The 12,242-nt window shown below is 36.1% G+C and carries 20 protein-coding genes; 18 read left to right on the forward strand and 2 right to left on the reverse strand.

Translation table 11 applies throughout. The features are described 5' to 3' along the window. Positions 1-14: 14 nt before the first annotated feature. A complete protein-coding gene (locus tag BMX49_RS03515) occupies positions 15-2,672 on the reverse strand; it encodes a hypothetical protein (protein WP_034718681.1) in 2,658 nt (885 codons plus the stop codon). 2 nt (positions 2,673-2,674) lie between these two features. Beyond that, the gene (locus BMX49_RS03520; RefSeq protein WP_034718682.1) at positions 2,675-3,643 is read right to left on the reverse strand and encodes a hypothetical protein; all 969 of its coding nucleotides are present in this window, start codon (positions 3,641-3,643) and stop codon (positions 2,675-2,677) included. Positions 3,644-3,827: 184 nt separating this feature from the next. Between BMX49_RS03520 and rplC the strand changes: the two genes are divergently transcribed. The 18 genes from rplC to rpsE all read left to right on the forward strand — a co-directional run bounded on the left by rplC (position 3,828) and on the right by rpsE (position 12,233). Beyond that, complete coding sequence (gene rplC / locus BMX49_RS03525; protein ID WP_034718684.1) at positions 3,828-4,454, forward strand: 50S ribosomal protein L3; 627 nt, start codon at positions 3,828-3,830, stop codon at positions 4,452-4,454. Further along, on the forward strand, positions 4,445-5,074 hold the full coding sequence (gene rplD / locus BMX49_RS03530; protein ID WP_034718685.1) for a 50S ribosomal protein L4: 630 nt from the start codon (positions 4,445-4,447) through the stop codon (positions 5,072-5,074). The genes rplC and rplD overlap by 10 nt, the downstream gene beginning before the upstream one ends. Before the next feature lie 3 nt (positions 5,075-5,077). Beyond that, entirely contained in the window at positions 5,078-5,368 is a 291-nt protein-coding gene (gene rplW / locus BMX49_RS03535) for a 50S ribosomal protein L23 (protein ID WP_034718687.1), read from the forward strand. A gap of 65 nt (positions 5,369-5,433) precedes the next feature. Next, the gene (gene rplB, locus BMX49_RS03540; protein ID WP_034718688.1) at positions 5,434-6,255 is read left to right on the forward strand and encodes a 50S ribosomal protein L2; all 822 of its coding nucleotides are present in this window, start codon (positions 5,434-5,436) and stop codon (positions 6,253-6,255) included. A 2-nt stretch (positions 6,256-6,257) separates the two neighbouring features. Beyond that, positions 6,258-6,536 carry a 30S ribosomal protein S19 gene (gene rpsS, locus BMX49_RS03545; protein ID WP_034718690.1) on the forward strand — a complete coding sequence of 93 codons (279 nt, stop codon included), beginning with the start codon at positions 6,258-6,260 and terminating at the stop codon, positions 6,534-6,536. Between the two features lie 2 nt (positions 6,537-6,538). After that, positions 6,539-6,940, forward strand: a complete 402-nt coding sequence (gene rplV, locus BMX49_RS03550; protein WP_034718691.1) for a 50S ribosomal protein L22 — start codon at positions 6,539-6,541, stop codon at positions 6,938-6,940. Positions 6,941-6,942: 2 nt separating this feature from the next. Next, on the forward strand, positions 6,943-7,689 hold the full coding sequence (gene rpsC / locus BMX49_RS03555) for a 30S ribosomal protein S3 (protein ID WP_034718694.1): 747 nt from the start codon (positions 6,943-6,945) through the stop codon (positions 7,687-7,689). A gap of 83 nt (positions 7,690-7,772) precedes the next feature. Continuing rightward, positions 7,773-8,198: a 50S ribosomal protein L16 gene (rplP, locus tag BMX49_RS03560; protein ID WP_034718696.1), complete on the forward strand. Its 426-nt coding sequence runs from the start codon at positions 7,773-7,775 to the stop codon at positions 8,196-8,198. Positions 8,199-8,207: 9 nt separating this feature from the next. After that, positions 8,208-8,399: a 50S ribosomal protein L29 gene (gene rpmC / locus BMX49_RS03565; RefSeq protein WP_034718697.1), complete on the forward strand. Its 192-nt coding sequence runs from the start codon at positions 8,208-8,210 to the stop codon at positions 8,397-8,399. A gap of 10 nt (positions 8,400-8,409) precedes the next feature. Further along, entirely contained in the window at positions 8,410-8,667 is a 258-nt protein-coding gene (gene rpsQ, locus BMX49_RS03570) for a 30S ribosomal protein S17 (RefSeq protein ID WP_126337186.1), read from the forward strand. Further along, complete coding sequence (gene rplN, locus BMX49_RS03575; RefSeq protein ID WP_034718700.1) at positions 8,667-9,035, forward strand: 50S ribosomal protein L14; 369 nt, start codon at positions 8,667-8,669, stop codon at positions 9,033-9,035. The genes rpsQ and rplN overlap by 1 nt, the downstream gene beginning before the upstream one ends. Positions 9,036-9,052: 17 nt before the next feature. Next, positions 9,053-9,379 carry a 50S ribosomal protein L24 gene (gene rplX / locus BMX49_RS03580; protein WP_034718702.1) on the forward strand — a complete coding sequence of 109 codons (327 nt, stop codon included), beginning with the start codon at positions 9,053-9,055 and terminating at the stop codon, positions 9,377-9,379. Positions 9,380-9,389: 10 nt separating this feature from the next. Next, positions 9,390-9,941 carry a 50S ribosomal protein L5 gene (gene rplE, locus BMX49_RS03585; RefSeq protein WP_034718704.1) on the forward strand — a complete coding sequence of 184 codons (552 nt, stop codon included), beginning with the start codon at positions 9,390-9,392 and terminating at the stop codon, positions 9,939-9,941. Between the two features lies 1 nt (position 9,942). Continuing rightward, entirely contained in the window at positions 9,943-10,212 is a 270-nt protein-coding gene (gene rpsN / locus BMX49_RS03590) for a 30S ribosomal protein S14 (RefSeq protein WP_034718706.1), read from the forward strand. A gap of 153 nt (positions 10,213-10,365) precedes the next feature. Continuing rightward, positions 10,366-10,764 carry a 30S ribosomal protein S8 gene (gene rpsH / locus BMX49_RS03595; protein WP_034718707.1) on the forward strand — a complete coding sequence of 133 codons (399 nt, stop codon included), beginning with the start codon at positions 10,366-10,368 and terminating at the stop codon, positions 10,762-10,764. A gap of 17 nt (positions 10,765-10,781) precedes the next feature. Further along, on the forward strand, positions 10,782-11,327 hold the full coding sequence (gene rplF, locus BMX49_RS03600) for a 50S ribosomal protein L6 (protein ID WP_034718709.1): 546 nt from the start codon (positions 10,782-10,784) through the stop codon (positions 11,325-11,327). An 18-nt stretch (positions 11,328-11,345) separates the two neighbouring features. Beyond that, entirely contained in the window at positions 11,346-11,693 is a 348-nt protein-coding gene (gene rplR, locus BMX49_RS03605; RefSeq protein WP_034718710.1) for a 50S ribosomal protein L18, read from the forward strand. Between the two features lie 18 nt (positions 11,694-11,711). Next, the gene (gene rpsE, locus BMX49_RS03610) at positions 11,712-12,233 is read left to right on the forward strand and encodes a 30S ribosomal protein S5 (protein ID WP_034718712.1); all 522 of its coding nucleotides are present in this window, start codon (positions 11,712-11,714) and stop codon (positions 12,231-12,233) included. The last annotated feature ends 9 nt before the right edge of the window (positions 12,234-12,242 follow it).

A 12,242-nucleotide genomic window follows, 5' to 3' on the forward strand; every position in this document is an offset into this window, starting at 1 on the left:
GATTCCTTTTTTTATTAGTGGGTCTTTAGAAAATAATCGTAATAGGAACAACCTTCCTGCAACGACTTTGAAGTTTGGGTGTTGCCATAATTTTTCGCCAGGTTGGCCATATGCGTTCTAAATTTCTCATTTTGCGCATTGTTTAACTTCTTAGCAAAAGCATCTTGTTTTTCCTCGTACTTCGGATCATCGTAGTCTATCTTTAAAGTTTGCTTTTCGGCATACAAGTAAAATTTACCTTGTTCAGCGCTGGCCATTTGAAATAGTATTCTGGCTTTCTGCTCGTCATCCTGACTTTTATCGAGTGCCTTTTGATAGAAGTTAATTGCTAAGTCTAAGTTGTTGTTTTCAACATAACTATGCCAGTTGAAATCTTTGTAGTAATACTGAAAATTCGGTTTCTCCTGATCATAGAAATGAAATTTCGGACCCATTTGATTATCCACATCCATTACAAAAACTTCCCGATAGTAACCCATGATCGAAGTATTGTACATGAGGTTTCCAATAAGCTGATTGGCCTGCGAGGCTGCCACATTTTTTCCGGCACCAACTTTCTGCAATTGAATAACCGCCTCTGCAAGTTGCAGTTTATTCATTTCATTTTTAATGAAAGGAAATCCTTCAAAATTTTCCGCTTTCATACTTTGACTTTCCTCACTATTGAAACTCTCCCAAACATTATGTCCGAAAATTAAGGAGGAAATATGTGAAAAGCCGTCGTAACTATTTCCATAGGATCTTCTCGCCGTCTGCATCGGTTCTCCTTCTGTATACGAGTAATCAAACCGTGGAATTCCACTAAAGTTTTTTGCCTTCGCGTAGAACTCTTTTGCTTTTTCAAAATTGGTCTGGCGCATTTCATAATCGCCGTAAATTAAATTAAAAAAGGCATCGACATTTCCGACGTCATCAATATTTTTGGCAATGAGTTCTTTTTCTAAAACGGTTTTATCAGATTTATTGTAAAAGGCTTCTACACTTTTCACCAATTCGAGATCTGGGTTATACTGAAGAGCCGAAAGCGTATTGCTCATCAAATAAGATTTCCCTTTTTCACCCTGAATAAAATAGCGGTTGGCCAAAATATCTCGAATAAACCTTTTGGTTGAATTGTCTTGGCTTCCATAATAATCTGGCGTATCATTATTTGCCGTCATATCCTTAATGAGTGCTGAATAATTAGTCATTAAATAATTTTCATATTCCGCGTCGATCCTTGGTTGCGAGACAATATCGTTCAGCATTTTCATGCGCGTGATTTCAGTAATATATTCTGGATTGCTGGTTTTGACATTATTTAATATTTCGGAACTTTTTTTATAATCGCTTTTTAAGAAGGCAAGATAAGCCTGCGTGATTTTCCAAAATTCATCACTTGACTTTTCACTAATTTTAAAAGTGACTTTATCTAAGTTATTCAAAAAATCTTCCTGACTATTTTTAACATCTTTTGTGTAAAAGGGAATTCTATGCGGATTATTCAAAAGTTCTTTATCACTTAGAGAAGTTTCTTTTTTCGGAGTCTCCGATTTATTAGATCTAAAAAGTCCCGAGAAGAAATTTTTGATTTTTTGCCAAAAGCTAATCTCGCCAGTTGCAACTTCATTATCATTTTCTGATGATTTATCAGATGAGTTCGACGCAACATCGTTGTCATCACCTATAAAGTAACCAGGCAGATATCGTCTTTCAAGCTCATTGATACTTCGGGCTGCCAACACTTTTAGAATTTCGGAAGTCGGATCAATGTCATACATTTTCTCCATCATCGGGATCGGATTATTAAAATCATCATAACCCAACAGAAAATACGCCATGTTTTTTTCAGCAGGATTCTCCGCTTTTTCCAGTAGATGTTTAAAAGAAGCCGAATCAGTCCATTTCATGGAAGTGAAAGCACTTTCCTTTCTGCTTTTACTGTTCATAAAAACCTGAAAGAAATTCCAGTTGGCTTCTTCCTTCATATTGACTTTACGTTGCGCGCCAGCCAATTGGTCCAAAGCCATATAATAAGGAGCCGTTCTTAATTTCAGCGGTTGCACAAATTCTCGGAAGGCATCTTTGGCAGATTCAAAATTTTGAGTGTAGTGATTAAATCGAACCAACTGATATCCATATCGTAGTTTAATTTCGGGATTTCTTGCGGCGTGATATAGGGAAGTTAAAGCTGCAATGGTTTCATCGTAATCCAGTTGCGTAACATCTTTCGATCCTTCTGCTGGTGTTTGATACCAAGCGTTTGGACTTTCGACATATTTGATACTCATGAATGGTTCCAAATATTTGGCTTCAATTAAATAATCGATCCCTTCGTGAAATTTATTATAGCTGCCTAATTTTTTCAAAACTGAATTCTCAGAGCCGCCTTTTTTAAAAGCATTCAATTCATCCATCGACATTTTTTCGACCAAAAGTTGAGTGTCTGCATAGGAAAGGGTCTTACCGAAATACTTTTGCCAGTCTTCAATACTATCATTTCGAATATCGTAATGTTCGTGATCGTGAAAACCATTGCTCATGGTTAACAAAAAAGGGAGATAGTTTTTATCTTTGATAATACTTTGCGTGAAGAGATTAAAATAATCGTAATCTGCATCGTGGTCTGCACAAGCATTTGCGTTCGTATGTGCCAATAGTATTAAAGAGGCCGAGAAAATAACTTTTTTCATAATTAGTAGGAATGGTGGTTGAGAAACCTGGAGTCTAAATGATAATAAACGATGCTGTATCCTGGCAATTTTTTATTCAAATATTTTTTAACTTGATTTAATCGATCCTCCGAAATCTCCTCTACCTTTAAATTAAAGCCTTTATTAAGATAATTTCCAAAATAGAAACCGTCTTTAATGACTTCAACTTCGGTGTCAGATATTTTCTTAAAGTTAACATTTTTTAAATCTTCAACGGATAAAGCGTTGATTAATTTATGCTTTCCCAAATGATTGGTCACAATTCCCCAGGAATAAATGGGCAAGGCAATTTCAATTTCTAAAGGATAAAGATCGATGTTTTTCAAGTAGGCTTTTAGGGTTGGAAAATCAAGTATCGAATTTTTAGTTGAATTCTCTAAAGGCGACGAAGTAGAGTAGCACATTAGAAATACTTTTTCAACTGGCGGAATTCCCGACAACTTGCTGTTTTTAACTTGATGAAGACGGAGCGTACACGAGATTTCTTTTTTTGAAAACTCTTTTAATTTCTGAAGGAAGGTGAAATATTCTTTGTTTGTTCCCGCCGTCCAGTCGCAATCAATTTGAATCTGAGTGGATACTTTGAATCCAAATTCTGTTTGTTTCTTCTTAATTAAAGTAGCAACGTTTTGTGCTAAAAAATTAATTTCATCTAAAGTGATATCGTAAAATAGATCGTTTCTGATGAAAATCACTGGTACAACTTCCTTATCAGTCTTGAAAGTGCGGTCTTTTGTAATCACCGCAACGGGCTGAAATTTTCCGTTGACTTTTTCAATATCAAAAAAGCGGGTGTATATATAGGTACTTGATGCTTTATCTAAAGCCGCTTTTTCTGGCGCGTCTAAAGAAAGGTGAGTTCGCCAATAGTAAAAAGTGTAATCATGGCTTTTAGAATTCTCGCACGAAATCATCAATGCGAAAAGAAAAACAAAACAGAATATTTTCATGCAATAAAAGTATAAAAAATTGTAATATGTTAAAAATCAAAATATTTTACGGTGTTATATTGTCAATTAAAATATTCTTCATACATTTGCACTCTCAATTTAAGGAAGAAGTGCGCCTATTTCAAACGTAGAAACTACTAAAACCTTGATTGATAAACAAGAACTTAATTAGATATATATAAACATGTCAGGTATTATTGGTAAAAAAATCGGGATGACATCGCTGTTTGACGAGGCTGGGAAGAATATTCCTTGTACCGTTATCCAAGCAGGTCCTTGCTCGGTTTTACAGGTCAGAACCATAGAAAAGGATGGGTACAAAGCTGCTCAACTTGGTTTCGATGACAAGAGTGAAAAGAACGTTGGTAAAGCGTTAGCCGGCCATTTCAAAAAGGCGGGTTCTAATCCTAAAGCTAAATTGGTAGAATTCTACCATGCTTTCGTAGAGAAGCTAAGCGTAGGAGATGAAGTGAAAGTGAACTTATTTGCTCAAGGCGAATATGTTGATGTAACTGGAACTTCAAAAGGTAAAGGTTTCCAAGGGGTTGTGAAAAGACACAATTTCCGTGGGGTAATGCAAGCGACTCATGGTCAGCACAATAGATTAAGAGCCCCAGGTTCAATCGGTGCAGGATCGGATCCTTCTAGAGTGTTCAAAGGAATGCGTATGGCGGGGAGAATGGGTGGTAAGCAAGTTACCGTACAAAACCTAGAAGTGTTAAGAGTAGATGAAGAACAAAATCTTTTAGTAGTAAAAGGTGCTGTTCCGGGAGCGAAAAATTCTTATGTAATTATCAGAAAATGGAACTAGTAGTATTAAATACATCAGGAAAAGAAACCGGAAGAAACGTGTCTCTTGACGAAGCAATCTTCGGAATTGAGCCAAACCAGCACGCGGTTTACTTAGAGGTTAAGCAATATCTTGCTGCACAAAGACAAGGTACGCACAAATCTAAAGAAAGAAACGAAATCTCAGGATCAACCAGAAAACTTAAGAAACAAAAAGGTTCAGGTTCTGCAAGATACGGTAGCATCAAATCGCCAATTTTCAGAGGTGGAGGTAGGATTTTTGGTCCAAAACCAAGAGACTACAGATTCAAACTGAACAAGGCTTTGAAAAGATTAGCTAAAAAATCTGTTCTTTCACAAAAAATGAGAGATAATTCAATTAAAGTATTAGAAGCATTCAATTTCGATGCTCCTAAAACGAAAGAATTTATCACTTTGAACAATGCGTTAGGATTTGAAGGTAAAAAATCTTTATATATTTTACCAGAAGCGAACAAGAACGTTTACTTGTCTTCAAGAAACTTAGCGAAAGTGAAAGTTTTGACATACAACGAAATCAGTTCTTACGATTTGGTACACGCCGGAGAGATTATCTTCTTAGAAGGTGCAATAGAAAAATTTCAAGAAAATTTAAGAAAATAAATCATGTCTATTATCATTAAACCAATCATCTCAGAAAAAGCAAACTATCTTACAGATTTGAGAGGACATTATTCTTTTTTAGTTGATCCTAAAACGAATAAAATCCAGATCAGAAAAGCGATAGAAGTAGCTTATGGTGTAAAAGTAGCAGACGTTAGAACCATGATTTATGGCCCTAAAGTTTCTTCTAAACATACCAAAAAAGGATTGCAAGTTGGGAAAACCAGCAAATTGAAAAAAGCAGTTGTGACTCTTGCAGAAGGAGAAGTGATTGATATCTTTGCAACCAACTAAAAAAAGCATCGGGTTAGCGCCCTTTGACTTGAACAATAAAATTTTATTAATTATAAATAATTGTAATGTCTGTTAGAAAATTAAAACCTATCACCCCGGGACAGAGATTCAGAGTTGTTAACAACTTTGATGAAATTACTACCAACAAACCAGAGAAATCTCTAACAGTTGGTATTAGTAAGTCAGGTGGTCGTAACAATACTGGTAAAATGACCATGCGTTACACCGGAGGTGGACACAAACAAAAATACAGAATTATCGACTTCAAAAGAAACAAGTTTGATGTTGAAGCTACGGTAAAAACTGTTGAGTACGATCCAAACAGAACTGCTTTCATCGCTCTATTAGAATACGCAGACGGAGAGAAGAGATATATCATCGCTCCTAGTGGAATTAAAGTAGACCAGAAAGTAATTTCCTCAGAAACCGCAGAACCAAATGTTGGTAATGCAATGAAGTTGAAAAACATTCCTTTGGGAACTGTTATTTCTTGTATCGAATTGAAACCTGGTCAAGGTGGAATTATGGCAAGAAGTGCAGGATCATCGGCACAATTAACTTCAAGAGATAAGAAATACGTTATCATTAAGTTACCTTCAGGAGAATCTAGAATGGTTCTTGGTGAATGTATCGCAATGATTGGGGCAGTATCTAACCACGATCACATGCTTACCGTTTCTGGTAAAGCAGGTAGAAGCAGATGGTTGGGTAGAAGACCTAGAACCAGAGCAGTAGTAATGAACCCTGTCGATCACCCAATGGGAGGTGGAGAAGGTAAATCTTCTGGAGGTCACCCAAGATCAAGAAATGGTATGCCTGCTAAAGGTTACAAAACCAGAAAGAAAAACAAAGCATCTAACCGTCATATCATATCTAAAAGAAAATAATTATGTCAAGATCACTTAAAAAAGGACCTTTCATTCATCACACTTTAGATAAGAAGGTTCAGACAAATATAGAGGCTGGTAAGAAGACAGTAATCAAAACTTGGTCTAGAGCATCAATGATCTCTCCAGACTTCGTAGGGCAAACCATCGCAGTACACAACGGGAAATCTTTTATCCCAGTTTATGTAACTGAAAACATGGTAGGTCATAAGTTAGGCGAATTTTCTCCGACAAGATCTTTTAGAGGTCACGGCGGTAACAAAAATAAAGGAGGTAGATAATCATGGGATCAAGAAAAAGAGAAAGTGCATTAGCACGTAAAATAGCAAATCAGGATGTAGCAAAAGCGATACATAATGACTGCCCTTCTTCGCCAAGAAAAATGAGATTAGTAGTTGATATCATTAGAGGAGTTGAAGTAGATAAAGCGTTGAGTATCCTTAAATATTCCAAGAAAGATGCTTCTAACAAATTAGAGAAAGTACTTCTTTCTGCGATGGCTAACTGGCAATCAAAGAACGAAGGTGCCGATATCGAAGAAGCAAATTTAATCGTAAAAGAAATTATGGTTGACAGTGCAAGACAATTGAAGAGACTAAGACCAGCGCCACAAGGTAGAGGTCATAGAATCAGAAAAAGATCAAACCACATCACATTAATTTTAGGAACTAAAGATAATAAATAATCATGGGACAGAAGACAAATCCAATTGGTAACAGATTAGGTATCATCAGAGGATGGGATTCAAACTGGTATGGTGGTAAAGATTATGGAGACAGAATCGCAGAAGACTACAAGATCAGAAGATACCTTGAGGCGAGATTATCTAAAGGTGGAATTTCAAAAATCTACATCGAGAGAACATTGAAATTAGTAACGATTACAATTACGACTGCAAGACCGGGTTTAATCATCGGTAAAGGAGGTCAGGAAGTTGATAAATTAAAAGAAGAATTAAAAAAATTGACGGATAAAGATATCCAGATCAATATCTTCGAAATTAAAAGACCTGAACTTGACGCAGTTTTAGTTGCAGACAGTATTGCAAAACAAATTGAAAATAGAATTTCTTATAGAAGAGCTGTGAAAATGGCAATTCAAAGTACCATGAGAATGGGAGCTGAAGGAATCAAAGTTCAAATCTCTGGTAGATTGAACGGAGCTGAGATGGCAAGAAGTGAAAACTTCAAAGATGGTAGAATACCATTGTCAACTTTTAGAGCAGATATCGATTACCATATAGGTGAAGCACTTACTCAGTACGGTAAACTAGGAGTAAAAGTTTGGATTATGAAAGGTGAAGTTTACGGTAAAGTAGATCTTAGCCCACTAGTAGGACAACAGAAAAAAGGTGGCCCTGCAGGAAGAGGAGATCGTAATGATCGCAATGACAGAAGAGACAGAGACGACCGTAGACCAAGAGATAGAAAATAATTAATGAAATTTTGGAGGATATTTTTTAAATGACCGTTACTTTTTTAAAATCTAAAATCTAAAATCTAAAATTCCTAGAAATTATGTTACAACCTAGAAGAACCAAATACCGTAAAGTTCATAAGATGAAAATGAAGGGGATTGCCCACAGAGGTAGTCAACTTGCATACGGAACTTTCGGGATCAAAGCAAATGAAGGTGCTTGGATCACTGCAAGACAAATTGAAGCGGCGCGTATTGCTGCAACAAGATATATGAAAAGAGAAGGTCAATTATGGATCAAAGTGTTTCCAGATAAGCCTATTACAAAGAAACCAGCCGAAGTAAGGATGGGGAAAGGTAAGGGTGCTGTGGAATATTGGGTATCTGTAGTTAAGCCTGGTAAAATTATGTTTGAAGTAGGTGGTGTGTCTTATGAAGTTGCGAAAGAAGCACTTCGTTTAGCCGCTCAGAAACTTCCTGTTACTACACGTTTTGTAGTTGCTAACGATTTTGTTCAACCTCAATAATTTATTAAAATGAAAACAGCTGACATCAAAAATCTAAGCGCAGGAGACCTTCAAAACAAGTTGACTGAAGTAAGAGCAGATTTCTCTAAAATGAAATTATCTCACAGCATCAGTCCGATTGAAAATCCAATTCAAATTAAAGACATGAGGAGAATGATCGCTCGTCTGGAAACTGAATTATCACTAAAACAACAATCATAATTTTCCTTTTATCATGGATAGAAATTTAAGAAAAGAAAGAATCGGAATCGTTTCCAGCAATAAAATGGAAAAGACCATTGTTGTTAGTGAGACGACGAGAGTAAAACACCCAATGTACGGTAAGTTCGTTTTAAAGACGAAAAAATATACCGCTCATGATGAGAACAATGAGTGTACTGAAGGCGATACAGTAATGATTACTGAAACAAGACCTTTAAGTAAAAGTAAGAGATGGAGATTAGTAAGAATCATTGAAAAAGCTAAGTAATGTTACAAACAGAATCAAGAATAAAAGTTGCTGATAACACAGGTGCGAAAGAAGTACTGGTTATTAGAGTTCTAGGAGGTACTAGAAGAAGATATGCTTCCGTTGGTGATAAAGTCGTAGTTACTATCAAAGATTCTACACCACAAGGAACAGCGAAAAAAGGAACTATTTCTAAAGCAGTAGTGGTAAGAACTAAAAAAGCAGTAAGAAGAAAAGATGGATCATACATCAAATTTGACGACAATGCTTGTGTTCTTTTAAATGCTACTGGTGAAATGAGAGGAACCCGTGTTTTCGGACCAGTTGCTCGTGAACTAAGAGACAAAGAATATATGAAAGTTATTTCATTAGCTCCTGAAGTACTTTAATTTTAAAATTTACAAAAATGACAAAGTTAAAAATCAAAAGAGGAGATAACGTAATCATTACTACCGGTAAGAAAGAAATTAAAGGTAAGAAAGGTGAAGTTATTGAAGTGATCAGAAAAGAAGGCAAAGACGCTAGAGTAATTATTGCAGGTTTAAATATTGTTAAAAAACATACTAAACCATCTGCAGGAAACCCACAAGGCGGAATTGTTGAAAAAGAAGCATCAATCCATATTTCAAATGTTATGCTTATCGACAAAGACGGTAAAGCAACTAAAACAGGATCTAAGGTAGAAGGTGATAAAAAAGTAAGAGTTGCTAAATCAACCGGTGAAACTTTATAATTAAACGACGATGGAATACATAGCAAGACCAAAACAAATATATAAAGACAAAATTATTCCTACGATGATGGAAGAGTTTGGGTACAAATCTGTAATGCAGGTTCCCAAATTATTGAAAATCGTTGTATCACAAGGTTTGGGTGCAGCAACAGCTGACAAGAAAATTGTTGATTACGGAATTGAAGAACTTACAGCAATCACTGGTCAAAAAGCAGTTGGTACAATCTCTAAGAAAGATGAGGCCGCTTTTAAATTGAGAAAAGGAATGCCTGTAGGAGCTAGAGTTACTTTAAGAGCAAATCAAATGTATGAGTTCTTAGACCGATTAACTGCTTCAGCTTTGCCACGTATCCGTGATTTTAACGGTATAAAAGCAGATGGTTTCGACGGAAGAGGAAATTACAACTTAGGAATCACTGAGCAAATTATTTTCCCTGAAATCGCAATCGACAAAGTAAAAAAAATCCAAGGGATGGACATTACTTTTGTAACTTCTGCAAAAACTGACAAGGAAGCTAAATCACTATTAACGCATTTCGGTATGCCTTTCAAAAAGAACTAAGATGGCTAAAGAATCAATGAAAGCGCGTGAGCGCAAAAGAGAAGCTACGGTAGCAAAATATGCAGAGAAAAGAAAAGCTTTGAAAGAAGCTAATGACTATGCAGGTTTGCAATTATTGCCGAAAGATGCTTCACCAGTAAGATTACACAATAGATGTAAATTAACAGGAAGACCAAGAGGTTACATGAGAACATTCGGTCTTTCAAGAGTAACTTTCAGAGAGATGGCCAACAAAGGTCTTATCCCGGGAGTGAAAAAAGCCAGTTGGTAATAAATTTAGAACAATCGAGATGATCAAGTTGGTCAAAGATAAAAGATGAATAGAGAAGAGAACGAGAGACTTTAAAAATCTCTCCTCTCTGATCTCGGATTCTACTCTTTAATCAAAACTGCTCATCACAAACCAATAATTTAAAATAGAAAAATGGTAACAGATCCAATTTCAGATTTCCTAACCAGAGTAAGGAACGCACAAAGCGCAGGCCACAAGGTGGTGGATATTCCTGCATCGAAAATCAAAAAGGAGATTACAAAAATTTTGTTTGACCAGGGTTTTATCTTGAACTACAAGTTCGAGGATAACGCTGTTCAAGGAAATATCAAAATCGCTTTAAAGTACGACAAAGCAACCAACAAACCAGTTATCAAAAGCATTCAAAGAGCTTCAAGACCAGGTTTAAGACAATACAAAGGGTCAGGTGAACTGCCAAGAGTATTGAACGGGTTGGGAATTGCAATTATCTCAACTTCGAAAGGAGTGATGACAGATAAAAAAGCACGTCAGGAAAAAGTTGGTGGAGAGGTAATCTGCTATGTTTATTAATAAATAATCAAAGGAAAATGTCAAGAATTGGTAAATCAATTATAGAAATTCCCGCTAATGTTACCGTAACCGAGAAAGACGGATTGGTAACTGTGAAAGGACCGAAAGGAGAACTTACACAACAATTAGGAAGTGGAATCACTATCAAGCAAGAAGACGGGATTCTAACTTTCGATCGTCCGTCGGAATCAAAACAACACAAAGCATTACACGGTCTTTACAGATCGTTAATCAATAACATGATTCTAGGAACTGCCGAAGGGTGGACCAAAAAACTAGAACTTGTAGGAGTAGGATACAGAGCTTCTAATCAAGGAAACAGATTAGATTTAGCATTAGGATTCTCACATGGAATCGTCCTGGATCTTCCTAAAGAAGTAGTAGTAGAAACATTATCTGAAAAAGGTAAGAACCCAATTATTACTTTATCATCTTTCGACAAACAATTATTAGGAATGGTTGCTGCTAAGATTAGATCTTTCAGAAAACCAGAACCATATAAAGGAAAAGGAGTAAGATTCGTAGGAGAAATTGTAAGACGTAAAGCTGGTAAATCTGCTTAATTTTTTAAACTTAAGAACATGGCACTAAGCAAAGTACAAAAAAGAAATAGAATTAAAAGTAGAGTAAGAGGGAAAATCTCTGGCTCTGCAGAATTACCAAGATTATCTGTTTACAAAAGCAATAAAGAAATTTACGCGCAATTAATCGACGATAAAGATGGTAAAACTTTAGCTTCAGCTTCTTCAAGAGCGCTGACAGCAAAAGGAAACAAAGTAGAAATCTCTGCAGAAGTTGGCAAAGCAATCGCTGAAAAAGCTATCGCTGCAGGAATTGAAAAAATAGTGTTCGACAGAAACGGTTTCGTATACCATGGTAGAGTGAAAGCTTTAGCTGACGGTGCGAGAGAAGGCGGACTAAAATTCTAATCATTAAATTTCGGAAATATGTTAGGACTAGATAATATAGAAAAAATTAAACCGGGAGGATTAGAACTTAAAGATCGTCTCGTGTCTGTTAATAGAGTTACGAAAGTAACAAAAGGAGGTAGAGCTTTCGGTTTTTCTGCAATCGTGGTTGTAGGAGATGAAGCTGGGACTGTAGGTTTCGGATTAGGAAAATCTAAAGAAGTTGCTTCAGCGATCGCAAAAGCGGTAGAAGATGCAAAGAAAAATTTAGTAAAGATTCCTATGAAAGAGCATACGATTCCTCACCAAACATCAGCAAGATACGGTGGTGCAGATATCTTTTTAAGACCTGCAACTCATGGTACTGGTGTAATCGCTGGTGGTACAGTTCGTATGGTATTAGAAGCTTGTGGTATTAGAGACATTCTGTCTAAATCTAAAGGTTCATCTAACCCACATAATGTTGTGAAAGCTACTTTCAAAGCGTTATTGGATATCAGAAAACCTGAAGAGATTGCAAGATTAAGAGGTATTTCATTAAATAAAGTGTTTAACGGTTAATATTAAAAC

It is taken from the genome of Kaistella antarctica, assembly GCF_900109615.1.
GTDB lineage: Bacteria > Bacteroidota > Bacteroidia > Flavobacteriales > Weeksellaceae > Kaistella > Kaistella antarctica.

Bases quoted from the DNA above. Each gene is read 5' to 3' on its own strand.
- rpsC (WP_034718694.1), top strand. From the start codon at position 6,943: ATGGGACAGAAGACAAATCCAATTGGTAACAGATTAGGTATCATCAGA.
- rplF (WP_034718709.1), top strand. From the start codon at position 10,782: ATGTCAAGAATTGGTAAATCAATTATAGAAATTCCCGCTAATGTTACC.
- BMX49_RS03520 (WP_034718682.1), bottom strand. From the start codon at position 3,643: ATGAAAATATTCTGTTTTGTTTTTCTTTTCGCATTGATGATTTCGTGC.
- rplV (WP_034718691.1), top strand. From the start codon at position 6,539: ATGGGATCAAGAAAAAGAGAAAGTGCATTAGCACGTAAAATAGCAAAT.
- rpsN (WP_034718706.1), top strand. From the start codon at position 9,943: ATGGCTAAAGAATCAATGAAAGCGCGTGAGCGCAAAAGAGAAGCTACG.
- rpsH (WP_034718707.1), top strand. From the start codon at position 10,366: ATGGTAACAGATCCAATTTCAGATTTCCTAACCAGAGTAAGGAACGCA.
- rplC (WP_034718684.1), top strand. From the start codon at position 3,828: ATGTCAGGTATTATTGGTAAAAAAATCGGGATGACATCGCTGTTTGAC.
- rplB (WP_034718688.1), top strand. From the start codon at position 5,434: ATGTCTGTTAGAAAATTAAAACCTATCACCCCGGGACAGAGATTCAGA.
- rpsS (WP_034718690.1), top strand. From the start codon at position 6,258: ATGTCAAGATCACTTAAAAAAGGACCTTTCATTCATCACACTTTAGAT.
- rplX (WP_034718702.1), top strand. From the start codon at position 9,053: ATGACAAAGTTAAAAATCAAAAGAGGAGATAACGTAATCATTACTACC.
- rplW (WP_034718687.1), top strand. From the start codon at position 5,078: ATGTCTATTATCATTAAACCAATCATCTCAGAAAAAGCAAACTATCTT.
- rpsE (WP_034718712.1), top strand. From the start codon at position 11,712: ATGTTAGGACTAGATAATATAGAAAAAATTAAACCGGGAGGATTAGAA.
- rplE (WP_034718704.1), top strand. From the start codon at position 9,390: ATGGAATACATAGCAAGACCAAAACAAATATATAAAGACAAAATTATT.
- BMX49_RS03515 (WP_034718681.1), bottom strand. From the start codon at position 2,672: ATGAAAAAAGTTATTTTCTCGGCCTCTTTAATACTATTGGCACATACG.
- rplP (WP_034718696.1), top strand. From the start codon at position 7,773: ATGTTACAACCTAGAAGAACCAAATACCGTAAAGTTCATAAGATGAAA.
- rplR (WP_034718710.1), top strand. From the start codon at position 11,346: ATGGCACTAAGCAAAGTACAAAAAAGAAATAGAATTAAAAGTAGAGTA.
- rplN (WP_034718700.1), top strand. From the start codon at position 8,667: ATGTTACAAACAGAATCAAGAATAAAAGTTGCTGATAACACAGGTGCG.
- rplD (WP_034718685.1), top strand. From the start codon at position 4,445: ATGGAACTAGTAGTATTAAATACATCAGGAAAAGAAACCGGAAGAAAC.
- rpmC (WP_034718697.1), top strand. From the start codon at position 8,208: ATGAAAACAGCTGACATCAAAAATCTAAGCGCAGGAGACCTTCAAAAC.